The organism is Pectobacterium brasiliense, from assembly GCF_016950255.1.
GTDB classification, from domain to species: domain Bacteria; phylum Pseudomonadota; class Gammaproteobacteria; order Enterobacterales; family Enterobacteriaceae; genus Pectobacterium; species Pectobacterium brasiliense.
This window is the reverse complement of record NZ_JACGFN010000003.1, coordinates 35,683-59,957: the sequence shown is the minus strand read 5'-3', so window position 1 is coordinate 59,957 and position 24,275 is coordinate 35,683. Positions and strand designations below refer to the sequence as shown.

21 protein-coding genes and 4 tRNA genes are annotated in these 24,275 nt (G+C 52.1%); 2 read left to right on the top strand and 23 right to left on the bottom strand.

Annotation, left to right across the window (positions count from 1 at the left end):
- Window positions 1-64 precede the first annotated feature (64 nt).
- The 5 genes from H4F65_RS19585 to purB all read right to left on the bottom strand — a co-directional run bounded on the left by H4F65_RS19585 (window position 65) and on the right by purB (window position 4,370).
- A complete protein-coding gene (locus tag H4F65_RS19585; RefSeq protein ID WP_010284939.1) occupies window positions 65-826 on the bottom strand; it encodes an amino acid ABC transporter ATP-binding protein in 762 nt (253 codons plus the stop codon).
- A 9-nt stretch (window positions 827-835) separates the two neighbouring features.
- The gene (locus tag H4F65_RS19580) at window positions 836-1,507 is read right to left on the bottom strand and encodes an amino acid ABC transporter permease (protein WP_010284942.1); all 672 of its coding nucleotides are present in this window, start codon (window positions 1,505-1,507) and stop codon (window positions 836-838) included.
- Window positions 1,508-1,665: 158 nt separating this feature from the next.
- On the bottom strand, window positions 1,666-2,457 hold the full coding sequence (locus tag H4F65_RS19575) for an amino acid ABC transporter substrate-binding protein (protein ID WP_010284946.1): 792 nt from the start codon (window positions 2,455-2,457) through the stop codon (window positions 1,666-1,668).
- Window positions 2,454-2,996: a GNAT family N-acetyltransferase gene (locus tag H4F65_RS19570; protein WP_010284948.1), complete on the bottom strand. Its 543-nt coding sequence runs from the start codon at window positions 2,994-2,996 to the stop codon at window positions 2,454-2,456. Before H4F65_RS19570 ends, H4F65_RS19575 begins: the two co-directional genes overlap by 4 nt.
- Before the next feature lie 9 nt (window positions 2,997-3,005).
- A complete protein-coding gene (purB, locus tag H4F65_RS19565) occupies window positions 3,006-4,370 on the bottom strand; it encodes an adenylosuccinate lyase (protein WP_039320266.1) in 1,365 nt (454 codons plus the stop codon).
- Window positions 4,371-4,617: 247 nt separating this feature from the next.
- Here purB and H4F65_RS19560 point away from each other — a divergent pair, with 247 nt between their 5' ends.
- Complete coding sequence (locus H4F65_RS19560) at window positions 4,618-5,925, top strand: histidine-type phosphatase (protein ID WP_010283848.1); 1,308 nt, start codon at window positions 4,618-4,620, stop codon at window positions 5,923-5,925.
- Between the two features lie 123 nt (window positions 5,926-6,048).
- Here the strand turns inward: H4F65_RS19560 and H4F65_RS19555 are convergent.
- From H4F65_RS19555 to trxA, 18 genes are all read right to left on the bottom strand, one after another.
- Window positions 6,049-6,125: transfer RNA gene (locus tag H4F65_RS19555), tRNA-Pro, on the bottom strand.
- A 42-nt stretch (window positions 6,126-6,167) separates the two neighbouring features.
- Window positions 6,168-6,254: transfer RNA gene (locus H4F65_RS19550), tRNA-Leu, on the bottom strand.
- Window positions 6,255-6,296: 42 nt separating this feature from the next.
- Window positions 6,297-6,372, bottom strand: a tRNA-His gene (locus H4F65_RS19545).
- A 121-nt stretch (window positions 6,373-6,493) separates the two neighbouring features.
- A tRNA-Arg gene (locus H4F65_RS19540) sits at window positions 6,494-6,570 on the bottom strand.
- Between the two features lie 139 nt (window positions 6,571-6,709).
- Complete coding sequence (gene thrP / locus H4F65_RS19535) at window positions 6,710-8,101, bottom strand: bifunctional threonine/serine APC transporter ThrP (protein WP_039320262.1); 1,392 nt, start codon at window positions 8,099-8,101, stop codon at window positions 6,710-6,712.
- Between the two features lie 306 nt (window positions 8,102-8,407).
- Complete coding sequence (wecG, locus tag H4F65_RS19530) at window positions 8,408-9,157, bottom strand: lipopolysaccharide N-acetylmannosaminouronosyltransferase (protein WP_010283863.1); 750 nt, start codon at window positions 9,155-9,157, stop codon at window positions 8,408-8,410.
- Entirely contained in the window at window positions 9,154-10,542 is a 1,389-nt protein-coding gene (gene wzyE / locus H4F65_RS19525) for an ECA oligosaccharide polymerase (RefSeq protein WP_010283868.1), read from the bottom strand. Before wzyE ends, wecG begins: the two co-directional genes overlap by 4 nt.
- Window positions 10,539-11,624, bottom strand: coding sequence for a TDP-N-acetylfucosamine:lipid II N-acetylfucosaminyltransferase (locus tag H4F65_RS19520; RefSeq protein WP_010283870.1), 1,086 nt, complete (start codon window positions 11,622-11,624; stop codon window positions 10,539-10,541). Before H4F65_RS19520 ends, wzyE begins: the two co-directional genes overlap by 4 nt.
- The gene (wzxE, locus tag H4F65_RS19515; protein ID WP_010283871.1) at window positions 11,621-12,871 is read right to left on the bottom strand and encodes a lipid III flippase WzxE; all 1,251 of its coding nucleotides are present in this window, start codon (window positions 12,869-12,871) and stop codon (window positions 11,621-11,623) included. The genes H4F65_RS19520 and wzxE overlap by 4 nt, the downstream gene beginning before the upstream one ends.
- 1 nt (window position 12,872) lies before the next feature.
- Window positions 12,873-14,003, bottom strand: coding sequence for a dTDP-4-amino-4,6-dideoxygalactose transaminase (gene rffA, locus H4F65_RS19510; RefSeq protein WP_010283872.1), 1,131 nt, complete (start codon window positions 14,001-14,003; stop codon window positions 12,873-12,875).
- A gap of 4 nt (window positions 14,004-14,007) precedes the next feature.
- Complete coding sequence (gene wecD, locus H4F65_RS19505; protein ID WP_010283873.1) at window positions 14,008-14,739, bottom strand: dTDP-4-amino-4,6-dideoxy-D-galactose acyltransferase; 732 nt, start codon at window positions 14,737-14,739, stop codon at window positions 14,008-14,010.
- 37 nt (window positions 14,740-14,776) lie between these two features.
- Window positions 14,777-15,850, bottom strand: a complete 1,074-nt coding sequence (rffG, locus tag H4F65_RS19500) for a dTDP-glucose 4,6-dehydratase (RefSeq protein ID WP_010283874.1) — start codon at window positions 15,848-15,850, stop codon at window positions 14,777-14,779.
- Entirely contained in the window at window positions 15,841-17,103 is a 1,263-nt protein-coding gene (wecC, locus tag H4F65_RS19495; RefSeq protein ID WP_010283875.1) for a UDP-N-acetyl-D-mannosamine dehydrogenase, read from the bottom strand. The genes rffG and wecC overlap by 10 nt, the downstream gene beginning before the upstream one ends.
- A gap of 112 nt (window positions 17,104-17,215) precedes the next feature.
- Window positions 17,216-18,346, bottom strand: coding sequence for a non-hydrolyzing UDP-N-acetylglucosamine 2-epimerase (gene wecB / locus H4F65_RS19490; protein WP_010283876.1), 1,131 nt, complete (start codon window positions 18,344-18,346; stop codon window positions 17,216-17,218).
- Window positions 18,347-18,413: 67 nt separating this feature from the next.
- A complete protein-coding gene (gene wzzE / locus H4F65_RS19485; RefSeq protein WP_010283877.1) occupies window positions 18,414-19,460 on the bottom strand; it encodes an ECA polysaccharide chain length modulation protein in 1,047 nt (348 codons plus the stop codon).
- Window positions 19,461-19,481: 21 nt separating this feature from the next.
- A complete protein-coding gene (wecA, locus tag H4F65_RS19480; RefSeq protein ID WP_085996945.1) occupies window positions 19,482-20,579 on the bottom strand; it encodes a UDP-N-acetylglucosamine--undecaprenyl-phosphate N-acetylglucosaminephosphotransferase in 1,098 nt (365 codons plus the stop codon).
- 206 nt (window positions 20,580-20,785) lie between these two features.
- The gene (rho, locus tag H4F65_RS19475; RefSeq protein ID WP_010283881.1) at window positions 20,786-22,045 is read right to left on the bottom strand and encodes a transcription termination factor Rho; all 1,260 of its coding nucleotides are present in this window, start codon (window positions 22,043-22,045) and stop codon (window positions 20,786-20,788) included.
- Window positions 22,046-22,539: 494 nt separating this feature from the next.
- Complete coding sequence (gene trxA / locus H4F65_RS19470; RefSeq protein ID WP_010283883.1) at window positions 22,540-22,866, bottom strand: thioredoxin TrxA; 327 nt, start codon at window positions 22,864-22,866, stop codon at window positions 22,540-22,542.
- A gap of 118 nt (window positions 22,867-22,984) precedes the next feature.
- On the opposite strand from trxA, the gene rhlB reads away from it, so the two are divergent.
- Window positions 22,985-24,274, top strand: coding sequence for an ATP-dependent RNA helicase RhlB (gene rhlB, locus H4F65_RS19465; protein ID WP_010283884.1), 1,290 nt, complete (start codon window positions 22,985-22,987; stop codon window positions 24,272-24,274).
- Window position 24,275 lies beyond the last annotated feature (1 nt).

Here is a 24,275-nt window from a genome sequence, read left to right as displayed (position 1 = left end):
ACATTATCGTGCCCTGCCTGACAGGGCTGCCTTGTTCAGGCGTGCAGGTGTGTCTACGTATGCGTTAAATATCGTACTCAAGCGGCTCAGGCAGCTTGGTCAACTGACGCAGGAAACGCTGGGTTTGCGGGTTATCCGAGAAGCTAATCACCTGCTCCGCCGGACCTTCCTCAACGATATGACCGTCCGCCATGAAGATCACTCGGTCAGCCACTTCTTTCGCAAACTGCATTTCGTGGGTGACGATCACCATCGTGGTGTCGTTTTTCGCCAGCTTCTGAATCACCTGAAGCACTTCGTGTACCCTTTCCGGGTCCAGCGCCGAGGTCGGTTCATCAAACAAAATCGCCTTCGGGTCCACCGCCAGCGCACGCGCAATGCTCACGCGCTGCTGCTGCCCGCCGGATAGCGTCACCGGATACTGTGCCGCCTGCGGCAGCAGACCAACCTGCTCCAGCAGTGCCAGACCGATTTCATCCGCCTGCTTCTTCGGCATTTTTTTCACAACAATCAGCGCTTCCGTCACGTTCTCCAGCGCCGTCTTGTTCTTAAACAGGTTATAACTCTGGAATACCATCGCCGTCTGGCGGCGCAGCGCATAGGCCTCTTTAGAGGAATAACGACGCGTATCCAGCGTTTGGTCACCAATTTCAATCGTGCCCGACTCTGGCGTTTCCAGCAGGTTCAGACAGCGCAGCAGCGTGGATTTACCCGAACCGGAGGGGCCAATGATGGCCACGACTTCGCCTTTCGCGATATCCAGACTAATGTTGTCCAACACCACCTGATCGCCAAAGCGTTTAGAAAGATTCTTTACACTGATCATGTCAGCCCCTTATCGCTGTAGCGAGTGATTCAGTTTCTTCTCCAGCTGTTTTTGCAGCCAGGAATAAACAATGATCACCAACCAGTAAATCAGACCCACAACCAGGAAGGTCTCAAAGAAACGCAGAGATTCAGCGGCAATCATCTTGCCTTCCGCAAACAGTTCGGAGACGCCCAGCGCAAAGGCCACCGAGGTATCTTTAATCAGAGAAATGAAGGTGTTCCCCGTCGCGGGCAGCGCATTCAGCATGGCCTGAGGCAACACGATGCGGCGATAAACCTGCGCTTTACTCATACCAATAGATAAGCCCGCTTCCGTCTGGCCGAAATCCACCGAGGCCAAGCCCGCACGGAAAATCTCAGCCATATAGGCGGACGTTTTCAGGCTAAAGCCGATAATCGCGGCCGTCATCGCATCCAGATTGGATAAGCCGGGGAATAGCTGCGGCAGGCCGAAGTAGATGATAAACAGTTGAACCAGCGACGGAATGCCGCGGAACAGCGAGATATACAGCTCGACGATTTTTACTACTACGACAATCTTGCTTTCACGGACTAACGCCAGGATAAGGCCGAGAACCATAGCAAAAAACATCGAAACCACGGCGAGGAACAACGTGGTTGGCAAATACATTAATACCTGGGGAAAGACCTTTAACAGGTAGGCAAGATCGATATTCATGAGTAATACCATTAATGCATCCACCGGCCATATTGCGCCGGTGGAACAGGATTATGACTATTTGCTATATAACGAACATCTGGCTACATAACAAGGCATCTGGCGGCATAACGAATCATCAAGTTACGTAATGACTCGGCCAAGATGACGGCGTGAGGTTATTTAGCCGGTGATACCGTGATGTCTTCACCAAAATATTTTTCGGAGATCGCTTTCAGGCGTCCATCTTCACGCATTTTCGTTAACTCTGCATCGAACTGCTTACGCAGCGCATCGCCTTTCTCGTCCTTATGGAACGGGAAGCTCACTTCTTCAATCACCAGCGGCTCGCCGACCAGTTTGAACGGCAGGTTACGCTTATTGATTTCTGCCAACAGGATAGGACGTGAATTCACGTAGCCTTCAACGCGCTTAGACAGCGCATCGTTCATCGCGCCATCGCGTGTTTCATAGGTGCGAATATTCACGCTGCCGTCGGCAAACGCTTTTTTCAGGTTGTTGACGTGGTTGGAACCCAGAACCCCGGCAACCGTCTTCCCTTTCAGGTCAGCCAGTGTATTAATGTCCGCGTTGTCTTTGTGCGTCACAATCTGACTACCGTAGAAGCTATACGGTTGAGCGAAATTGTATTTTTCCTGACGCGCTGGAGTAATGGCTACCACGTTCGCTACAGTATCCAGCTTTTTCGCTTCCAACTGGCCCATCAGGCCACTGAAATCGGCGGTGACCCACTCAACTTTGTAGTTCAGATCTTTCGCGATGGCTTCCGTGACTTCAACGTCAAACCCGACCAGCTTGTTATCCTGCTTGAAGCCACTTGGATAACTTTGGCCTGTTGAACCCACTTTCAATACTTTTTCCTGCTCAGAGCCGCTCTTCCCAGAATCACAGCCAGCAACAAGAAAGGCGGTCGTCAGCGCCAGAACAGACAACGTTACTTTTTTCATCATTTTACTGCCTCTCTTTTTGATTTTTTATCTTTCCACTGGTCATACAATTGGTTATCAAGGATTTTTTCCATCCAGATTGTCAGGTGTCCTTTTCCCAGATTCGTCTGCCCGACTTCCTTGAAACCATAATTTCTGTACATCTCAATCAGCCACGGGTGGTTTTGCGCGGTGCCAAGCGACACGGCAGGCGCTTTGAGCTGGTTAATCAGAATTTCTTCCTCCAGCCAGCTCATCATTTGCTTACCCAGTCCCTGTTTTTTATAACCAGGGTGCGTTGCAAACCAGCCCAGATGAGGTAGACCGAACGGGCCCGGCTCAGGCCCCCACGGATAGCGGATGGTAAATGACGATACCATCTCACCGTCTTTTTCCATCACATAAACGCCGTGTGAAGCAATATGCGTACGCACCATGTCGATATCCGCATGGGCGGCGGAAAAATTGATGCCTAACTGGCGAATCGGCTCAAATGCGGCCAGCGCCAGCGCCAGAAAAGTTTCATCATCCGCAAGCGTGGCCTGACGAAATACGATACTCATGGTGTCACCTTATGCTGGCAGCAGGCCGGAGTTATCTGCATAGTGAATCACGTCATCAACCTTCTGCGGCGCACTGCCAACGTAGTTAGCCGGATTCAGCCATTCGTCCAGATCGGCGGCGGTCACCTGTTCAGATAGCACTGGATGAGCCAGCAGTACCGATTTAAAGGACTGATTCTGCTCGAATGCCTGCATTGAGCATTCGTAAACCAGATGGTGAGCAGTCTGCTTGCCGAGACGTTTACCAATCTCGAACATCACTTTCTCAGACAGCAGCAGGCCATTTTGCAGATCGAGGTTCGCCAGCATCTGCTTCTCGTTGACGGACATACCACGCAGGATGCCAAGCGCATTCTGAAGCTGAGCGGACAGATAGATATTGATTTCTGGCAGCGCAATCCACTCCGCACGCCAGCTCATCGCATCACGCTCATGCTCAACTTTCATCGACTCATGAATCAGTGCAGCGCTCTTAAACAGCGGAGCCGTCAGGCTCGCAAGCCCTTCCAGTGCAGCTGGATTACGTTTATGCGGCATCGTGGTAGAACCGATTTTCCCTTCAGAGAACGGTTCTTCGATTTCGTTAATCTCGGTGCGCATCAGGTTGTACAGCTCATTACCGATTTTGCCCAGCGTACCGCTGATCAGAACCGTAACAGAAGCATATTCGGAGAAACGATCGCGGGCAGACTGCCAGCCGATATTCGGCGTATTCAGCCCCAGCTTATCCAGCGTCAAACGCTCGATTTCCGGCCCTTTCTCGCCAAAAGAGGCATAGGTGCAGATGGCACCGTTGATGTTGCCGACGAGAACACGTTCTTTGATTTCAGCCAGACGTTCGAGGTGGCGGATAAATTCATCCAGCCAGACGGCCAGTTTGAAGCCAAACGTGGTGGGTAACGCCTGCATACCGTGGGTACGACCGGCCATCAGCGTGTGTTGATATTTCTTCGCCAGACGCTTCAATTCAACGGCCAGCAGTTGTGTATCTCTGACGACAATATCAAAAGATTGTTTCAGCTGTAACACTGTCGCGGTATCAACGATGTCCTGCGTGGTCACGCCGTAGTGAATAAACTCACCCGCCGCACCGCACTGTTTCTGAATCGCGGCAATCGTCGGCATCAGAGAGTGCTTCATGCGCGCGGCATCTTTTGCAATCTCTTCAACGTTAAGCGCGCTTGCGTCAGCGTTTTCTGCAATGGTTTTTGCCGCATCCAGCGGAATGACACCTAGTTCACCCTCGGCAAGTGCCAGGGCAACTTCAACTTCGACCTGTTTAGTCAGGCGGTTATGCTCGGACCAGACGCCGCGCATTTCAGGCGTGCCAAAATTATTCCCTATAAGAAGAAAATCAATAAGATGTGATGCCATAGTTAACTCGTTAGTGTTGGATTTATTAGGCGGGATTTATGTCGTCTTTTTAATTTTTAAAAATATAACATGCGGAAATTATGCGCTTTATACCTTTGGGATCTATCTTAGATCAAAAAGTTTGATTGCAAACTATGCATGTAGAAATGTTCGCTAACACTCTCTCCCAAGCAGAAAAGCCCATTTGTCACTTTCCTCTACCTACAATGAAACTCCTTATCCGTATGACCGCTGACGAAGGATTATCATGCTTTCCCACACGACATTACGTACTCCCCGTAGCTTATTGATTACCATGATCATTATTTCTTCATTCTCTACTCTGGCCCAGGCTCAGGATCGCTACCAGCTGGAAAAGGTCGTTGAAGTCAGCCGTCATGGCGTACGTCCTCCAACAGAATCCAACACGACGGCGCTGGAGTCCGGCACAGCACGAGCGTGGCCACAGTGGGTCACACGCGAGGGTGAATTAACCGGACACGGCTATGCTGCCACCGTGCTAAAAGGCCGCTATGAGGCCGAGTATTACCGTCAACAGCATCTGTTCGCGTCAGGTTGTCCAACGGAACAACAAATTTATGTGCTCGCCAGCCCGTTACAACGCACCCGCGCAACTGCACAAGCCTATATGGACGGCATGTTTCCCGGCTGCGGCGTTATGACGCATGCCGTTGAGGATGAAAAACAGGATCCACTGTTCCACGGGGACAAAATGGGCATTGGCACGCTTGACTCAGAACGGGCAAAGGCTGCGGTGCTGAAAGCCATGGGTGGTGATTTGAATATCGCCTATGAGCGTCTTAAGCCCAGTATCGAGCTATTGAAGCAGGTCGTATGCGAGGCAGACAAACCCTGTCCGGTATTTGATAAACCGTGGGCGTTCAAACAGGATAAAGACGGTTCGACTTCTATCAGCGGACTGAATACGCTGGCGAATATGAGCGAGGTTTTCCTGCTTGAATATAGCGAAAACCTGCCGCTGGCACAGGTCGCTTTTGGTCATGTCCACAGTACGCAGGATCTCATCCCACTGATGGCGCCGATGACGGCTAAATACGACTTCACCAATGATGTTCCCTATATCGCACAGCGCGGCGGGTCGCTATTGATGCAGCAAATCGCACAGGCTCTGGCACAGGGAACGCAGGAAGCGCAAGACACCACACAAGGCGAGCCACCAGCCGTGCCTTACTTGCTGTATGTCGCTCACGACACCAACATCGCCTATCTGCGCACGCTGTTGCAGTTTCATTGGCAGCTACCCGGTGACACTGCCGATAACATTCCACCCGCGGGCAGTCTGGTATTCGAACGCTGGCGCGATACCACCACTCAGCAGCGTTTTTTGCGTATCTATTTCCAGACACAATCGCTGGATCAGATCCGTTCTCTGACGCCGCTTGACGATCGGCAACCGTTACTGAAAGAAGAATTGACCTCTCAGGGCTGCCAGCAAACAGAAAAAGGCGCGCTGTGTCCTTTTGGTACCGCACTGAAATCAATACGAGAAAGTATCGATAGCAGCGCGCTGGCACCTGTGCATTACGCGCCGTAACGCACGATATCACAGGGAACAAGAACGTCTTGTCGGGTTGATGAATCCGACAAGGCTTTCGCCAGAGAAGGCAAATTACAGGCGAAAAAAAAGCACATCTTTCGATGTGCTTTTCTTCGTAATTGGTCGGCGAGAGAGGATTCGAACCTCCGACCCACTGGTCCCAAACCAGTTGCGCTACCAAGCTGCGCTACTCGCCGAATGTACTGCTTTTTTGAACATCACTGATGTTCTCGTTTGTGTGGTGCGAAGAGAGGGACTTGAACCCTCACGTCCGTAAGAACACTAACACCTGAAGCTAGCGCGTCTACCAATTCCGCCACCTTCGCATAACTCACAAACTGTCAATCAACTGCTATATCTGCAAAATCTGGGGTGGCTAATGGGACTCGAACCCACGACAACTGGAATCACAATCCAGGGCTCTACCAACTGAGCTATAGCCACCATCACCACACTTTACATCAACTACTTATTACGCGGTACTTCCTTTTTACGGGATACTTTCTTTACGAAAAAAAGTGTACCACCGCAGCTCTTGCACACAACATACTTCATAAAAATATAATGGTGCGCCCGACAGGATTCGAACCTGAGACCTCTGCCTCCGGAGGGCAGCGCTCTATCCAGCTGAGCTACGGGCGCTTAGCGCCGTTGCGGGGCGGGATATTACGGGCTTAGCGACTGGCTGTCTAGTGCTTTTTTATCGAAATGATGCGTTTGATTAGGATTTGCTCATTCCAAGCTAAATAACACACAGTTCCGCCCTTCCCGCCCCCAAATACTACGACTTACTTCCTGTCAGAGACGTTTTTTTGCCCAGTCCCAGTGCGAAATAACACAGGCTAACCACGGCTAAAAAGGCAATACCGACCAGTAAAGACATCCGCGTATCGATATTGATGTACATGCCTACCAGCACACACAGCAAAAATGCCATCGTCAGGTAGTTTACCCACGGGAACAGTATCGATTTAAACGGGTGTGTGGCCAGCGCTGCGCGATGCTGTTCACGAAAACGCAGTTGGCTAATCAACACCACAAACCACGGCACCATACCCGGCAGCACGCTGGCGCTATAAACATACACAAACACTTTTTCTGGGTTAGGGATGATGTAATTCAACACCGACCCAGCCATCAGGCAAAGAATGGAAATCATGACGCCTGCCGCGGGTACGCCGCTGGCTGTCACTTTACCTAACCAGGCAGGGAGCTGGCGGTTGTTGGCCAGCGAATACAGCATACGTCCACAGCTATACATACCGCTGTTGCAACCGGACAGTGCGGCCGTCAGTACCACAAAGTTGATGATCCCTGCTGCGGCGGTGATACCGATTTTCGCAAATGTCATCACAAACGGACTACCGGACGTGCCGATTTCATTCCAGGGGAAAATCGTGACGATAACGAAGATCGCGCCCACATAGAAAATCAGAATACGCCATAGAATGTTGTTGATCGCGCGCTTCAGCGTCACCTGCGGATTTTTCGCCTCACCCGCCGTAATGCCGACCAGTTCCACGCCCTGATAAGACGCCACCACCAGACAGAGTGCGAACAGCAGACCTTTCCAGCCTCCCGCGAGGAAACCACCGTGTTCGGTCAGGTTACTAAATCCCGTCGCCTGACCATGGTTACCAAAGCCAAAGAAGATAATGCCAACACCGACGACGATCATCACGACGATGGTGGTGATTTTTATCATCGCGAACCAGAATTCGATTTCACCATACAGCCTGACTGCAGCAAGGTTTGCGCCCGCAACCAGCGCAACCGCGGCAATAGCCGGTAACCATTGCGGCAAATCGGGGAACCAATACTGAACATATACGCCAATGGCGGTAATTTCCGAAATCCCGACCGCCATCCACATAAACCAGTAGCCCCACGCGGTGAGATACCCGAAAAAGGGGCTCATGTATTTGTGCGCGTAGACGGCAAACGATCCCGCTACTGGCTCCAGAAACAGCATTTCGCCCATTGAGCGCATGATGAAGAAAACAAAGATCCCAGCGACAATATAAGCCAGCAATACTGATGGCCCCGCCCACTTCAGCGCGCTAGCCGCGCCCATAAACAGCCCGACGCCGATCGTGCCACCCAGCGCAATCAGCTCAATATGTCGGGCTTCCAACCCTCGATGGAGTTTTTCCTGCTTTACATCTTCTGCCATATATCCTCTGTCTTTATGTTGTGCTTATCCCGGCTGCTGCCGGTTATTGTTCTTATTTCAGAAATACTGCCGACTACCGATGAGAAAGAACGTACCCTTGCCCCAAATTAGCGGCATGAAAATACCGTAATGTGGGTTTGAATAACACATCAGGGATGACGAATACGCCAAAGATAGAATTCTGTATTTCTGATTGGCTGGCAAACAGACAATTAAAATCGAATAGGAATAAGAAATCAGGTTTATATACTACTTGGAAAAATGGCGGGGAAAGGTTGGCGCGTTTAACGCGCCAATTCAATGAAGTTACAGGCGACCGCTGTAGTGATAGGCAACATATTTCAACAGCTTAAGCTGCCGAAAAATACGACTCGGCTGGGATAGCAAACGATACAGCCATTCCAGTCCTAAGTTTTGCCACACGAGCGGGGCACGCTTCACATGCCCGGTAAAGACGTCATACGTTCCACCCACGCCCATATACAGCGCATCGGGATAGTGGTGACGACAGTCGCGCATCAGAATTTCCTGTCGTGGCGACCCCATCGCGACGGTAACAATTTGCGCACCGCTGGCACGGATACGTTCGAACAGGGCATCGCGCTGCTCTGGCGCAAAATAGCCATCCTGACTGCCGACAATATTCACGTTCCACTGCGCCCGCAGTTTCGCTTCCGTTTGTGCCAACACATCAGGTTTGCCGCCCACCAGAAAAACCGGCGTTCCCTCCTTGCCCGCTCGTGCCATTAGCGCTTCCCACAGGTCGGCGCCCGCAATCCGCGTGACGTCAGCCTGCGGGTATTTGCGCCGAATGGAGCGCACAATACTAATGCCGTCCGCATATTTATACTCTGCGCGATCGAGCAGCATACGCAGTGCGACGTCTTTTTCCGCCGTCAGCACTTTCTCAGCATTAATCGCGACGAGCGTGCCTGTTTCAACCCGCTCGCCCGTAAACAGGTAATCTACAAACTGCGCCATATTGCGAAAGCCGTGAATGGGCAAACCACGAATGGTATACAGAGGAATGGTCTCTGTGGTTTTTAACGCTGTCATACCTGCTCCTTTATCACAGGATCCACGGTGTTGGGTGTCGGTGCGATCGGCGTGGCTCGCATACGCATCAGACGCTGCCGGATGAGTCCAGCGCTTTCCAGCAGCCAATAGAGCAGTTTGGCAACCAGCAGACACAGACCAAATACCAGACAGAAAAACACCACACGTGAAACAAAAGAATCGACGCCTTCACGCGTCAGCACAATAATATTGAACACCGCCCCGAAGCAGAACGCCTGTAAAATCGCGGCCTTATAGCGATTGCTGTCGTTCTTACCTAACTCGTACACCCAGTCGAACCACTTGATAACCAGCCCTACCGCAATCGCGCCGAGCGGGATAAACAGCACCCCGCCCATCACCACCAGCGAACCCAACAGCGTGGGGGAGATTGCCAGCCCAGAGCGGTTATTCAACACTTCCCAGGTGAAATAATTCGCACTGTTTAACACCAAATTAGGACGGTCCGGCCATAGCCAGGACGGAATAAAGACGTAGAAATCACGAGCAATCGGTGCCAGCCCCTGAAATTCAATCTTGTCGTAGTTCTGCCATAGCAGCGCCAGATTCTCCCAAGGCGAGAAGGTGTCACGGGTTAAATAGAGGAAGGTATAGAAGGCGTAATCGCCGCTGACATCCAGCCCATAGCGCTTCAGCGCCAGCCAGAACATCCCGACAATCCCGAACGCGCCAGCCGCAACCAGCATCCAGAGCGTAATCCAGCCGCGCACAATGCCAATAAACAGAAACAGCGCGAAGGCGATGATCAGATTTGCACGCGTTCCGCCAACAATCACATACGTCAGCATCCCAAACGCGACCGTTCCGATGAGGAACATTATCCACGCACGCTGCGTCTGGCGCAGGAAATACACCACCAGCATCGCCGGAATGAAGAAGTAGAAAAAGCGTTTCAACGCCACACCGGATACATCGCTAGAGAATATCTGGCTGTAAGAACGCAGCTTAAACAACAAAAAGCCATTGTTGAGGAAGAAGATACCGACGGTGGCAACGGCAATCAGCGCCAACAGCAGCCAGGTCAGATTAGCTTCAACCCGGTTCACTGTCAGAAGTGGCGCACGTGGCACGGAGGTTTTCTGGCGTAACCGCGTCTTATAGCTGACGTAATAGATCGCATAGAACGCCGTCGCAGACAGCATCGCCTGAAGCAGGAACTGCACGGGAACCACGTCAACGCCAAACCGGAACACCAGCACGCAGGTAAACGGAAAACCAAAATAGAACGTCAACAAATAGAGCAGGGAAAACAGCACGTTAAAATTAAAACGTACCCGCCGGAACTCCATCCAGGTCAGGCTCAGGATAAAGATGACTGAAATCAGGTAGACGACAAACAGCCCACCAAATTGCCCCAGCGTCATGTTGGTTCTCCCGTCGCCAACGCCAGCGCATCGCGCCAGCCTTGCAGATAATTGGGATTAAAGAACGCAATCTGTTGCTTATCGACTGATGCCAGTTGGCGCTGCGCTTCACGCACCAGCGCCTCATCCAATTCGTCACCGTAAAACAGCACGGGTAGCCCTTGTTCCGTCAGATCCTGCCAGAACGGATTTTGTCGGCTGATCACGAACGGCACGCCAAACTGAATCAGCAGGCATAACGTCCCGATTCCCTGCTGGCGATCGAAAATAAAATAGCCCAAATCGCAGGTGCGCAACATGTTGAGATAATCATCAAACGCCAGTTGGTCTTTCAGCAGTTGGAAATTTTTCACGCCAAACAGCGCCAAACCGTCCTTTTCCACCTGCGCGATGTAGGACTCGTTATTCGCGGGATAGCCCATCGGCACAACGACCCGCACATTTTTCCCGAACTGCTTATGAATCGCCCGCAGCGCTTCCTGATGGCGATTCGTGCGATCGCCAGAATTGCCGACCAGAATCGTCATCGGCCCAGCCAGCGGTTTATCCACCTGCATGCCCGTTAGCGCGGGATCCATTCGCGTTGGGAAGTACAGCAATGATGTCGGCACGCGAGGTGAACGCTGCTGATACCACGCCAGATCGCCACGCGTGGCAAACACATGTCCGACGCGCTTTTGCGCCATACGCCGCAGCAGATAAAACAGGCGATATTTCAGGCTACTCGCCTCTTCATACAAATCCGCGCCCCAAACGTGCCAGTAAACCTGCTCAGATTTGATTTTTCCGCTCAGCAACGCCAGCCACAGCGTGGGATTAAACTGCCCATGCAGGAAAAAGCGCATCTTGCGGTTCGCTTTGGCTCTGGCAATGACGGCCTCAGCCAGCGTTTTCTTATCCACGCAGGTTTCGATACGCAGCGCGGGGAAATCAGCCGATGAAATGCCGTCGCGGGATGCCACGATAAAATGCCGAATCTGCTGCTCGGGGAGTTCCGTCGCCAGTACGTCGTTAAAAAAACGTAAAACGGTCTGGTTATGATGCGGGATGTCAGATCCCAATACATGAATCAGTGTCGTCATGCTCGCCTACGGTAAATAATGAATACGCAACAACAAAGCAAAAAATAGACCAGGTAGGTTGCCATATAGGCCTGTGCCGCACCTTGTGCACCATAAAGCGGGATCAGCCAGTGGGAAAACCCGGTCAGCAGGAGAAACTGGCTCACTTCCGTGAGCAGATAAAAGCGCAATGCCGCTTTCGCAATGACCAGATAGCCAAAAACGTAAGCGCCCACTTTCATTACATCGCCTACCAATTGCCAAACGAAGAGATCTCGCATTGCCGTGAACTCGCTGGAGAACAGCAACCAGATGGCAAAATCTCGCAGCAGCCACACACAAAAGCTAACACCTGCCACAACGGGCAGCACAAACTTCAGTGAGCGGACAATTTCCTGCGATAACGCGGCTTTATCCGTCAGACGCGAGAGTGTCGGCAACAAATACACGGTAAAGGAGGCGGTAATAAATTGTAGGTAAGCATCGGAAATACTGCTGACGCCCTGCCAAATGCCCACTTCGTCCCAGCTGTAATGTGCCGCCAACAGGTTACGCATCATGATGTACGCAACGGGCAGCGTCACCGCGGTCATTAACGCCATCAGCGTAAATTTGCCCAACTGCCCAGCAATCGCGCGATCCCACGCGGGTTTTAGCGATATCAGCGACAGCGGAGTGCGTCGATATAGCATGATGCCTGCCGGAATCACCAGCAGCGCGGGCACCAGCGCCAGCCCTGCCAGTGCGCCAACATAACCGCCCAGTTGCAGGCAGAGCCAAAAGGCCGCCAGCCCGATCAGGCTGCCGCCGATCACAGCCAGCGCGTTGCCTATCGCATCCCGATAGCCCTTGAGAATAGCCAGAAACAGGTTGGCGTAGGCGATACCCATTTGGATAAACGCCAGCGCACGCACCACATCGCGATAGTCATCATGCCCAAACAGCAGATTGGCGATAGGCGTTGCAGCGGCCAGAAAGAGAATCGCCAGCAGCGTGGAGAACCCCAGCACCAGCGTGACTGACGTGCCGAGCAGCGGCCTGAGCCGTTCCGGCTGTTGCTGGTACTCCGCCACATATTTGGTGACGCCGTTGAAGATTCCCGCACCGGCTAACACGCCCAACACCGTAATCAACTGGCGGAAATTCCCTGCCATCCCCACGCCGCTGGGGCCAAAGGCGACCGCCAACAGTTTGACGACAACCAGCCCCGCGCCGATTTTTATCAGCGTGGAGCCTGCCGTCCATATCGATGCTTTCGCCAACGACATATCAGGAGAAGAAGCTCAGAATGGTATTGATCACCGTCCGCTGATTGACGTCTGACAGGTTGTAGAACAGCGGTAAACGCACCAGCCGCTCGCTTTCCTGCGTGGTGTAGCGGTCTTCACCGGAGAAACTACCGAAGTTCAGGCCGGCCGGGCAACTGTGCAGCGGGATATAATGAAAGACCGTCATGATTTCGGCTTCTTTCATGTAATTGATAAACGCACTGCGGTCGTCCTGATCGCGCAGTTTGATATAAAACATGTGCGCGTTATGAATCCCATTGGCAGGCACGGTCGGCAGGGTAATACGCCCAGTATCAGCCAGCGATTTGAATGCCGCGTAGTAGTTCTGCCACAGTTTCAGACGGCGTTCGTTGATCGGACGCGCCGCTTCCAGCTGTGCCCAGAGGTAGGCAGCTTGAATATCTGCCATCAGGTAGCTTGAACCAATATCCCGCCAGGTGTATTTGTCCACCTGCCCACGGAAGAACTGGCTGCGGTTGGTGCCTTTTTCCCGGATGATTTCCGCACGCTCCACCAGCCTCGCGTCATTAATCAGCGTGGCTCCGCCCTCGCCGCCCGAGGTATAGTTCTTGGTTTCGTGAAAGCTGAAGCAGCCGATGTGGCCGATAGAGCCCAGAACACGGCCTTTGTAGCTCGACATCACGCCCTGCGCGGCATCTTCCACGACATATAAATCGTATTTCTTCGCCAGTGCCATAATCGCGTCCATCTCGCAAGCTACACCTGCGTAGTGAACTGGCACGATAATGCGCGTCTTTTCCGTAATGGCCGCTTCGATCTTCGTCTCATCAATGTTCATGGTATCCGGGCGGATATCGACAAACACGATCTTCGCACCGCGCAGCACAAAGGCATTGGCGGTGGACACGAAGGTATAGCTCGGCATGATCACTTCATCGCCGGGCTTCACGTCCAGCAGGATAGCCGCCATCTCCAACGAAGCGGTGCAGGACGGCGTAAGCAGGACTTTTTTGCTACCGGAATAATGTTCCAGCCACTGCTGACAGCGACGGGTAAACCCACCATCGCCGCACAATTTACCGCTGCTCATGGCAGCCTGCATATAATCTAGTTCTGTACCAACAACTGGTGGCGCATTAAATGGAATCATGTGATCACCTGTATAACCAATACGCCGTGCCCTCAATCGTGGCACCACGGCGAAGATAAAGACGAAGCGCCGCCACGTTGCTAACCTGTGTCGCGACCCGAAGACATATCAACTCTTGTTGTCGGCACCACGCTTCCGCCAGCGCCATCAGCTGTGAACCGATGCCACGTACCGTAACGCTCGGCCAAACGCCCAGTAGTCCGATACGGGCATCCGAGTCATTCACTCTGCGTAGCGTGACCCATCCTTGTGGATTGCCCGCGGCATCTTCCACCAGCAAACAGCAGTGGTCGAACGTACCGCGCACGGCATTCTCAATCCACTGCGCATAGAAACGCCCGCTATCCTGCGGTTGATACCACGGAGAACGAAAACGGCTCAGCGCAAAAACACGTGACGCCGCGTCCCTCAGTGCAGGGATATCGTCGGGTGTGGCTTCACGCCAGCGCGGTAGCGGCGTAACAATCGTAGCCCGTTGCAGCGGCAGACTGAGATCGACCTCGCCTTCAACCAATCGAAACCCAAGATCGGCAAGCGCATCTGCCAGCACCAGATTATCCGCTGCGATTTTAGCCTGCGTCAGCGTAAATGCGTTCAGCGCATCGAGCGTCAACGCGGGCGCGGAAGGCGAAAAGTTCAGCTTACCGCTGTCAATCTGGAAGAATTCGCTCTCCCAGCCCAGCGGTTCAACCGTGGCGCGAATCTCTCCCTTTCCAATTGATATCGGATGGATCATCGTTTCGCTCCTTTATTTTCCGCCATCAGACGCAGGTTTAGTCGTTCAACCCTAAACGCTCACCGGTATAAGAACCATCCTGCACGCTGCGCCACCATTTTTCGTTATTCAGATACCAACTGACGGTTTTTCTCATACCCGTCTCAAACGTTTCTTCTGGACGCCAGCCCAGCTCACGTTCAATTTTCCCAGCATCGATCGCGTAACGCATATCGTGGCCAGGGCGGTCTTTCACGTAAGTGATGAGATCGCGGTAATGCGCTACGCCAGCAGGCTTATTCGGTGCCAGCTCTTCCAGCAGATCGCAAATGGTCTGCACGACTTCAATGTTTTTGCGCTCGTTGTGACCACCGATGTTATACGTCTCACCGATTTCGCCTTCCGTCACCACTTTGTACAGTGCGCGAGCGTGGTCTTCGACAAACAGCCAGTCACGGATTTGCGCACCGTCACCGTAAACCGGCAACGGTTTACCCGCGACCGCATTCAGGATCACCAGCGGAATCAGCTTCTCTGGGAAATGGTAAGGGCCGTAGTTATTCGAGCAGTTAGTGATAACCGTCGGGAACCCATAGGTGCGCAGCCAGGCGCGAACAAGGTGGTCGCTGGAGGCTTTCGATGCGGAATAGGGGCTGCTTGGCGCATAAGGCGTGGTTTCTGTAAACAGATCGTCCGTCCCATGCAGGTCACCAAACACTTCATCGGTAGAGATATGGTGAAAACGGAATGCGCGCTTGTCCGCATCAGCCAGGTTTTGCCAGTAGTGGCGTGCGGCTTCCAGCATCGTATAGGTGCCGACAATATTGGTTTCGATAAACGCCGCCGGGCCATCGATAGAGCGATCGACGTGACTTTCTGCCGCCAAATGCATCACCAGCGCGGGCTGGTAAGCAGTAAAGACACGGTCCAATTCCGCACGATCGCAGATATCAACTTGCTCGAACGCGAAGCGTGAGCTATCAGCGACGGGTGCCAGCGAAGACAGGTTACCTGCATAGGTCAGCTTATCGACAACGACGACGCTGTCCTGCGTTTCAGTCAAAATGTATCTGACCAACGCTGAACCAATAAACCCTGCGCCGCCGGTAATTAAAATACGTTTCAACGCCATACTCCTTTGGTATCGATCACCCACTGTTGTTTCACATCTTCTGGGCTAACCGCTTTAAACTGACGGTGGTCGACCAGCATTACCAGCACATCGGCTTCTTTTAATGCACTGCTGGTATCGACCAGTTTTACCTGTCCGGCCAACACGGACGGCAGGTGTTTGACATTCGGTTCGACGGCTAACGTCACGCCGGTATTCCACTGTGCAATCATGGACGTAATCCCTACCGCTGGGCTTTCACGTAAATCGTCAATGTCGGGCTTGAACGCTAGCCCAAAGCAGGCCACCGTGACCTCGCTGGCGCGTTTATCCGTTTGTGCCAGATAATCCGCCACGGCCGCTTTAACGCGATCCACGACCCAGAGCGGCTTGCCATCGTTCACCAGTCTGGCGGTATGAATCAACCGGGCCTGCTGCGGATTCTGCGCCACGATAAACCAGGGGTCGACCGCAATGCAATGCCCGCCGACGCCAGGGCCGGGTTGCAGGATATTGACGCGGGGATGGCGGTTTGCCAATCGGATAAGTTCCCATACGTTAATGTTTTGTTCGGCACAAATCAGCGAGAGCTCATTGGCGAAAGCAATATTGACGTCGCGGAAGCTGTTTTCCGTCAGCTTGCACATTTCGGCGGTGCGGGAGTTAGTAATCACACACTCACCTTCGAGGAAGATTTTGTATAACTCACTGGCACGCGCGGAGCACACCGGGGTCATGCCGCCAATGACGCGATCGTTTTTAATCAGTTCGACCACGACCTGCCCCGGCAGAACGCGTTCAGGACAATAGGCTATATTGATATCCGCCGTTTCCCCAACCTGCTGCGGAAACGTCAAGTCCGCTCGCGCCTCGGCCAGCCACTCGGCCATTTGCTCAGTTGCACCTACAGGGGATGTCGATTCCAGAATCACCAGATCGCCTTTCTTCAAAACGGGCGCGATAGACGCGGCAGCCGCCTGAACATAAGCCAGATCGGGTTCGTGGTCGCCTTTGAATGGGGTAGGAACGGCAATCAGGAAAGCGTCGGCTGGCACAGGCTTTGTCAGCGCCTGGAGGTAACCATTTTCCACTGCCACTTTGACCAACGAATCCAGATCGGGCTCGACGATATGGATTTCGCCGCGATTGATGGTTTCGACCGCCAGTTTATTCACATCAATACCGATGACTTTTTTCTGGCGCGACGCAAACGCCGCAGCGGTGGGTAAACCGATGTAGCCCAAACCGATTACGGAAATGGTAGTAAAGCTCATAGTGTCACCTGATAATTTTTATGTCGGGCCGTCGCAGCCCAAAAATGCACTTAGCGATTTTTTATGTCGGGCTATCCCTGCCCGACTCCCTTCGGATCGTCGCAAGCGACGTTTAAAATCGCTCCTGGCGATTTTTTAAAGCATCAACGATGCGTTGACAGGCTTGTCCATCGCCATAGGGATTATGGGCGCGACTCATTGCCTGATACGCTTCTTCATCCGTCAACAGCATAGATACCGCATCGACAATACTGGTTACTTCTGTCCCTACCAGCTTGACCGTACCGGCTTCCACTGCCTCCGGCCGTTCTGTCGTATCACGCATCACCAATACGGGCTTGCCTAACGACGGCGCTTCTTCCTGAATGCCGCCAGAGTCGGTCAAAATCATGTAAGAGCGATTCATCAAATACACGAAAGGCAGATAGTCCTGCGGCGCAATCAGCATCACATTATCAATGCCGCTCAGGATGCGATTCACCGGCTCACTGACATTAGGGTTTAGGTGAACCGGATACACAATTTGCACTTCAGGGTGTCGACGGGCAATATCTGCCAGCCCGCTGCAAATGCGCTCGAAGCCGCCGCCAAAACTTTCACGGCGGTGTCCGGTAACCAGAATCAGCTTCTTGTTGTCGTCTAAAAAGGCATATTTTTCGTCAAGGCTGCGGCGTAGCGCGGCGTCCGCGAGAATACGATCGCGCACCCAGAACAGCGCATCAATCACCGTATTACCCGTCACAAAAATATGTCGATCGGACAGGTGCTCACGCAGTAAATTTTGGCGGGAATTTTCCGTCGGAGCAAAATGGTACATCGCCAAATGTCCGGTCAGTTTGCGGTTAGCCTCTTCCGGCCAGGGCGAATACAAATTGCCAGTACGCAATCCCGCTTCTACATGGCCGACGGGAATACGCTGATAAAAAGCCGCCAGACTGGTTGCCAACGTCGTGGTGGTATCGCCGTGTACCAACACCAAATCCGGTTTGAACTCCGCCATAACGGGTTCAAGTCCTGATAAAATCCGGCAGGATATCTCACTGAGCCCCTGCCCCGGTCGCATAATATCCAGATCGTAATCCGGCGTAATATCGAACAAACGCAGCACCTGATCCAGCATCTCCCGGTGCTGGGCTGTTACGCAAATTCTCGATTCAAAGGCTCCATCCTGAGCCAGGGCATGAACCAGCGGTGCCATTTTTATGGCTTCCGGGCGGGTGCCGAAAACAGTCAATACTTTCACATTGAATCTCTTTAATCAGGTTAGACGCAGACGCTCGCTGAGCATCAGACGCGAATCAGCAAGCTGGTTAGCGCGGACGGCGAGCCAAGGCAACACCCGCGCCGACGAGCGCACCAATCGCACCCCACATCACCATCAGGAATGCCCGGCGTGGGCTGTCACGCTTCACCGGCTCTTCCGGCGTACGCAAATAACGATACGTCTGGAAACTGTCCTCAAGCGTTGGGCCAACGTTCAGTGTCGCCAACATCGCGCGATTTTGATCGTAATCCAGTTCGTAGTGCGGGCCGCTGGTCTGCAATGTTTCCAGTCGGGCTTGAAGCATCGGCCTGCCAAGCAGGAACATTTCCGATGCGGGGATTTCATCTGCGGGCGTATCCGTCTGGCTGCGGCTAATACCTTGCTGCTGAGCGATTTTCAGCGCCAGCTCAACGCTGCGGACTTCACGATCGTAAATCGCTTTTGCTACCGCTTCCTGACGCTTGATCTGCGACTTCATGAAGATAGTTCTGGCCGCCCAGGCACCCTTAATTTCTTCATTCAGGTGACTGGCTGCACGTTGGCTGGCAAAAGCTACATACTGACGAAGCAACGTGTTGGAATCTTTAGAGGTTTCTGCCACCAGCTTCACGGAATCATTAGTCTTTTTCCCGTCGTCGCGCGGCGTAAACTGAATGTTGTTAACCAATTCATCGAGCAGAGCCGCATCGGCTTTTTCATCGCCTTCCAGGCGCTGCTTATAATAGTCAGTCTGCAACCAGAAATCGCGGCGGGTATCGTAAGCCGCTAATTGCATGATGAACTCGTCATAAGCATCAGCCGAAATAGACGGTTGTTCGGGCTGAGGCGCAGAAAAAGAGCGGGCGTCGAGGTTACGCAGGAATTGCTGCTGCGAATAATACCCACCTAGCATATTGACCGTCGGCTTGTCGGTAATCGCTGTCGCGCTCCACTCCTGTTTAACAAGATAGGAATAGCCTAGTGCCACAACGGCAAAAAGCAGGCCGATTGCTATCGGCCACACCTTTTCACGCCACAACAGGCGAAATAACCCACGGATATCCAGTTCGTTATCAATCAACGCATTCCCGGTAGACAAGTTCTCTGATTTCATTACTTCCCCAAAATTATTTGGTCAGGATGACTGCTTTTGCTCATCAGAATGCCGCATACGACGTTTGATTCGCTTGATAAAACGGGCGACCCGCCATGCTCGTTTCAGGCAGTAGCCATACAGTAGAAATGCAAGCAAGAATAATGCCAACATAAACCATTCGGGTATAAAAAAGAAATATTCACCCAACACGCCGACCGCGGCCAACAAGGCGGCAGCAAGCGTAATCAGCACAAAAGCCTGACGGGAAGAGAAGCCAGCCCGCATCATTAAATGATGGATATGCTGTCGGTCAGGCGAGAACGGGCTCATCCCTTTGCGCAAGCGCCGATACATAATGGCGATCATATCGATCAGCGGGATAGCGATGATCCACAGTGCCGTAACTGGATTAATCGGATGCTGAGGGCCTTGCGTTGTTTGAATCAGGAGCCAGATCGCCGTGAAGCCAATCATCGTACTACCCGCATCGCCCATGAACACCTTGTAGCGTGGCCCAAACATGCCGAGGTTAAGCAGAATATAAGGCAACGTCGCCGCAATCATGGCGAAACACCACAATGCCAGATTCGTGTGACCGCTCAGGTACAGCAAAATGCCCATCGCCCCAAATGAGACGCAGGACAACCCGCCGAGCAATCCATCGATCCCGTCCACCATATTGAACGCATTAATTGCCGCCCAAACCGCAAACAACGTGACCAGATAGCCAAACGGCCCTAGCCCCATCTGCCACGGACCGAAGATGAATCCCAGGTTATGTATCGTCAAGCCAGCGAAAGCCATCATCACCACGGCAACAAACGCCTGCACAACGGCACGAATTTTCACGCTGATATCAAAACGATCGTCCAGCATGCCGATAAACACCAGCACACCCGCGCACAGCAGGTAAAGACGGAAGTTGGGAATATATTGATCGGTAATGAAGTAGGTAAAGCAGATACCCGCATACACGGAGATACCACCAACCAGAGGTACAAGACCCCGATGGCGTTTACGGTAGTTGGGACGATCGACAAGCCCTATTTTACCCGCAATGCTGCGAGCAAAAAAAAGAAAGCCCAGAGAAAACAAGAAAATAAATAGTAATTCGGTACTCATAGTGAGTAAGTTCACCGTTAACAGCTGCGCTGTAGCTGTTCAGTATAGACTCGGTTTACGCCTTATATCCTATCGCCTACATTGATCGCCAGTACAAATTGAGTGATAACCGAGACTTCCTGATAGAAAGCCCCTTCACATCCGATCAATTAGGGGATAAAAAAACGCCACGACCCAGCGTGGCGTTCCCCGAGTTATCCGTAATGGATGAACGCCCGGATTTATGAACGTTTCATCATATCGAAGAATTCATCGTTGGTTTTCGTCATCGCCAACTTGTTGATGAGGAATTCCATCGCGTCGATCTCACCCATTGGGTGGATGATCTTGCGTAGAATCCACATCTTCTGCAATTCTTCAGAGGTAGTAAGCAGTTCTTCTTTACGCGTACCGGAACGATTGTAGTCAATCGCCGGGAACACGCGTTTTTCTGCGATTTTACGCGCCAGGTGCAGTTCCATATTACCTGTACCTTTAAATTCTTCGTAAATCACTTCGTCCATCTTAGAACCGGTATCAACCAACGCGGTGGCGATGATGGTCAGGCTACCGCCTTCCTCAACATTACGCGCCGCGCCGAAGAAACGCTTCGGACGATGCAGGGCGTTAGCATCCACACCACCAGTCAACACTTTGCCCGAAGCCGGAACCACGGTGTTGTAGGCACGTGCCAGACGGGTAATGGAGTCCAGTAGGATGATAACGTCTTTCTTATGCTCAACCAGACGCTTCGCTTTTTCGATCACCATTTCGGCAACCTGAACGTGACGGGAAGCTGGCTCGTCAAACGTTGACGCCACCACTTCACCTTTCACCAGACGCTGCATCTCGGTAACTTCTTCCGGACGTTCGTCAATCAGCAACACCATCAGCACACAGTCAGGATGATTGTAAGCGATGCTCTGTGCGATGTTTTGCAGCAGCATGGTTTTACCCGCTTTTGGCGGTGCAACGATCAGACCACGTTGACCACGGCCGATCGGTGAAGCCAGATCCAGCACACGCGCCGTCAGATCTTCTGTCGAACCATTACCCCGCTCCATACGCAGACGAGAGTTTGCGTGCAGCGGCGTTAAGTTTTCGAACAGGATCTTGTTGCGGGCGTTTTCAGGTTTGTCGTAGTTGACTTCGTTAACTTTCAGCAGCGCAAAGTAGCGTTCACCTTCTTTCGGCGGACGAATCTTGCCAGAAATGGTGTCACCAGTGCGGAGGTTAAAACGGCGGATTTGGCTGGGAGAAACGTAGATATCATCGGGGCCTGCGAGGTAGGAGCTGTCTGCGGAGCGGAGAAAGCCGAAGCCATCCTGCAATATCTCCAGCACACCATCGCCGAAAATATCCTCGCCGCTTTTGGCATGCTGTTTCAGAATAGCGAAGATAATATCCTGTTTGCGCATGCGGGCCTGGTTTTCCAGTCCCATATTTTCGCCAAGAGTAATTAACTCAGAAACTGGCGTATTCTTTAATTCGGTAAGATTCATAGTGGTGGGTTCTTTAACTCGGGGTAAATCTCGAACTATAACGTGAATGGTATGGCAGGATCATCCGTGCCTCTATAACAGCCTTCAACCACCGGATTCCTGTCTGGTTTCACACCTGAAGCGCATTAAATCCGCGCAAAACAACATCCGCATAAACGATATCCGCATAAATCAACGGCAGGAGATCGAAGACACATAAAACCAATTATTGTAAAACTAGCAGACTGCCCAAATCGGATCACAAACGTGTTGTGAAACAATCGTCTTGTAGAACAATTACCTTGTAAAACAACGATTTTTTCGATTTCGACACAGAATAATGCTTTAGACTCTAACTTTCAGGCTTAAGCCTAAGGGCTTAAACATAGGCAAGTACGATATGCAGTGATGAAGAATCTAACACGCTTCCCGACGAGCGGCAAGCAGTCAATATGAGAATTACATATTGCCCAATTGCGCCCGCCGGCGACACCCTTTTTAAGGTATCAAGCTAATTACAGGTTCGCCGTCAGGAACTCTTTCAATTGCCCTTTCGACAGTGCGCCGACTTTCGTCGCAGCGACTTCGCCGTTTTTAAACAGCAGCAGAGTAGGGATACCACGGATACCATATTTCGGCGCAGTAGCCGGATTTTCATCAATATTCAGCTTGGTAACCGTCAGTTTACCTTCAAACTCTTCAGCAATTTCATCCAGAATAGGAGCGATCATTTTGCAAGGACCACACCACTCAGCCCAGAAATCAACCAAGATAGCGCCCTCAGCTTGCAATACTTTCGTGCCGAAGCTGTCATCAGTCAGGTGAATTATTTTATCGCTCATATTTTACTCCGCAGGATTATTTCTACCTTGTTGGTTTAGCATTAACCAACAACGGCTTGACTTTATTTCACCGGATACGCTTTCGTAAAGCAATAGTTAGCTGATATTCTACCACACTATGAGCAAAACACACTTAACTGAACAGAAGTTTTCCGACTTCGCCCTGCACCCGCAGGTTATTGAAGCTCTTGAAAGTAAAGGGTTTCATAACTGTACGCCTATTCAGGCGTTAGCTCTGCCATTGGCTCTGTCAGGGCGTGATGTTGCGGGTCAGGCGCAAACCGGTACCGGCAAGACGCTGGCTTTTCTCGCGTCTACTTTCCATTATCTGCTTTCACACCCTGCAAATGCAGAGCGTCAGACCAATCAGCCACGTGCCTTAATTATGGCACCAACCCGTGAACTGGCTGTCCAGATTCACTCTGATGCAGAAGCGCTGTCTCATGCAACTGGGCTAAAATTAGGTTTAGCCTACGGTGGCGACGGCTACGACAAACAGCTTAAAGTGCTGGAAAGCGGCGTTGATATTCTGATCGGCACCACCGGTCGTCTGATCGATTATGCCAAGCAGAACCACATCAATCTGGGCGCGATTCAGGTCGTCGTGCTGGACGAAGCAGATCGCATGTACGATCTCGGCTTCATCAAAGACATTCGCTGGCTATTCCGCCGCATGCCCGCAGCGGCACAGCGCCTGAACATGCTCTTCTCCGCTACGCTCTCCTACCGGGTGCGTGAACTCGCGTTTGAACAGATGAATAACGCCGAGTATGTGGAAGTTGAACCGGAACAGAAAACCGGCCACCGCATTAAAGAAGAACTGTTTTATCCATCCAACGAAGAAAAAATGCGCCTGCTCCAGACACTGCTGGAAGAAGAGTGGCCGGACCGCTGCATTATTTTTGCGAATACCAAGCATCGCTGTGAAGACATCTGGGGCCATCTGGCTGCCGATGGTCATCGCGTTGGGCTGCTGACAGGCGACGTCGCACAGAAAAAACGTCTGCGTATTCTGGAAGAGTTTACCCAGGGTAATCTGGATATTCTGGTGGCAACGGACGTTGCAGCACGCGGTTTGCATATTCCTTCTGTGACCCACGTTTTTAACTACGATCTGCCGGATGACTGCGAAGACTACGTTCACCGTATTGGCCGTACGGGCCGTGCGGGACAAAGCGGATTCTCTATCAGTCTGGCCTGTGAAGAGTACGCGCTGAATCTCCCGGCTATCGAAACCTATATCGGTCACGGTATCCCAGTCAGCAAATACAACAGTGACGCGCTGATGAATGATTTACCTGCGCCGAAGCGTTTAACACGTCCACCGCGTTCCAACAATGGCCCGCGCCGACACAATGCGCCACGCCGCAGCGGAGCGCCCCGTAATAACCGTAAACGAGCGGACTAAC

What these genes read in the sequence shown, in the direction of transcription:
- trxA (WP_010283883.1), bottom strand. Translation starts at nt 22,866, where the DNA reads ATGAGCGATAAAATAATTCACCTGACTGATGACAGCTTCGGCACGAAA.
- wzzE (WP_010283877.1), bottom strand. Translation starts at nt 19,460, where the DNA reads ATGAAATCAGAGAACTTGTCTACCGGGAATGCGTTGATTGATAACGAA.
- wzyE (WP_010283868.1), bottom strand. Translation starts at nt 10,542, where the DNA reads ATGACGCTGGGGCAATTTGGTGGGCTGTTTGTCGTCTACCTGATTTCA.
- rffG (WP_010283874.1), bottom strand. Translation starts at nt 15,850, where the DNA reads ATGGCGTTGAAACGTATTTTAATTACCGGCGGCGCAGGGTTTATTGGT.
- wecG (WP_010283863.1), bottom strand. Translation starts at nt 9,157, where the DNA reads ATGACAGCGTTAAAAACCACAGAGACCATTCCTCTGTATACCATTCGT.
- purB (WP_039320266.1), bottom strand. Translation starts at nt 4,370, where the DNA reads ATGGCATCACATCTTATTGATTTTCTTCTTATAGGGAATAATTTTGGC.
- H4F65_RS19560 (WP_010283848.1), top strand. Translation starts at nt 4,618, where the DNA reads ATGCTTTCCCACACGACATTACGTACTCCCCGTAGCTTATTGATTACC.
- rffA (WP_010283872.1), bottom strand. Translation starts at nt 14,003, where the DNA reads ATGATTCCATTTAATGCGCCACCAGTTGTTGGTACAGAACTAGATTAT.
- thrP (WP_039320262.1), bottom strand. Translation starts at nt 8,101, where the DNA reads ATGGCAGAAGATGTAAAGCAGGAAAAACTCCATCGAGGGTTGGAAGCC.
- wecD (WP_010283873.1), bottom strand. Translation starts at nt 14,739, where the DNA reads ATGATCCATCCGATATCAATTGGAAAGGGAGAGATTCGCGCCACGGTT.
- H4F65_RS19570 (WP_010284948.1), bottom strand. Translation starts at nt 2,996, where the DNA reads ATGAGTATCGTATTTCGTCAGGCCACGCTTGCGGATGATGAAACTTTT.
- H4F65_RS19585 (WP_010284939.1), bottom strand. Translation starts at nt 826, where the DNA reads ATGATCAGTGTAAAGAATCTTTCTAAACGCTTTGGCGATCAGGTGGTG.
- H4F65_RS19575 (WP_010284946.1), bottom strand. Translation starts at nt 2,457, where the DNA reads ATGATGAAAAAAGTAACGTTGTCTGTTCTGGCGCTGACGACCGCCTTT.
- wecC (WP_010283875.1), bottom strand. Translation starts at nt 17,103, where the DNA reads ATGAGCTTTACTACCATTTCCGTAATCGGTTTGGGCTACATCGGTTTA.
- rho (WP_010283881.1), bottom strand. Translation starts at nt 22,045, where the DNA reads ATGAATCTTACCGAATTAAAGAATACGCCAGTTTCTGAGTTAATTACT.
- rhlB (WP_010283884.1), top strand. Translation starts at nt 22,985, where the DNA reads ATGAGCAAAACACACTTAACTGAACAGAAGTTTTCCGACTTCGCCCTG.
- H4F65_RS19580 (WP_010284942.1), bottom strand. Translation starts at nt 1,507, where the DNA reads ATGAATATCGATCTTGCCTACCTGTTAAAGGTCTTTCCCCAGGTATTA.
- H4F65_RS19520 (WP_010283870.1), bottom strand. Translation starts at nt 11,624, where the DNA reads ATGACGACACTGATTCATGTATTGGGATCTGACATCCCGCATCATAAC.
- wzxE (WP_010283871.1), bottom strand. Translation starts at nt 12,871, where the DNA reads ATGTCGTTGGCGAAAGCATCGATATGGACGGCAGGCTCCACGCTGATA.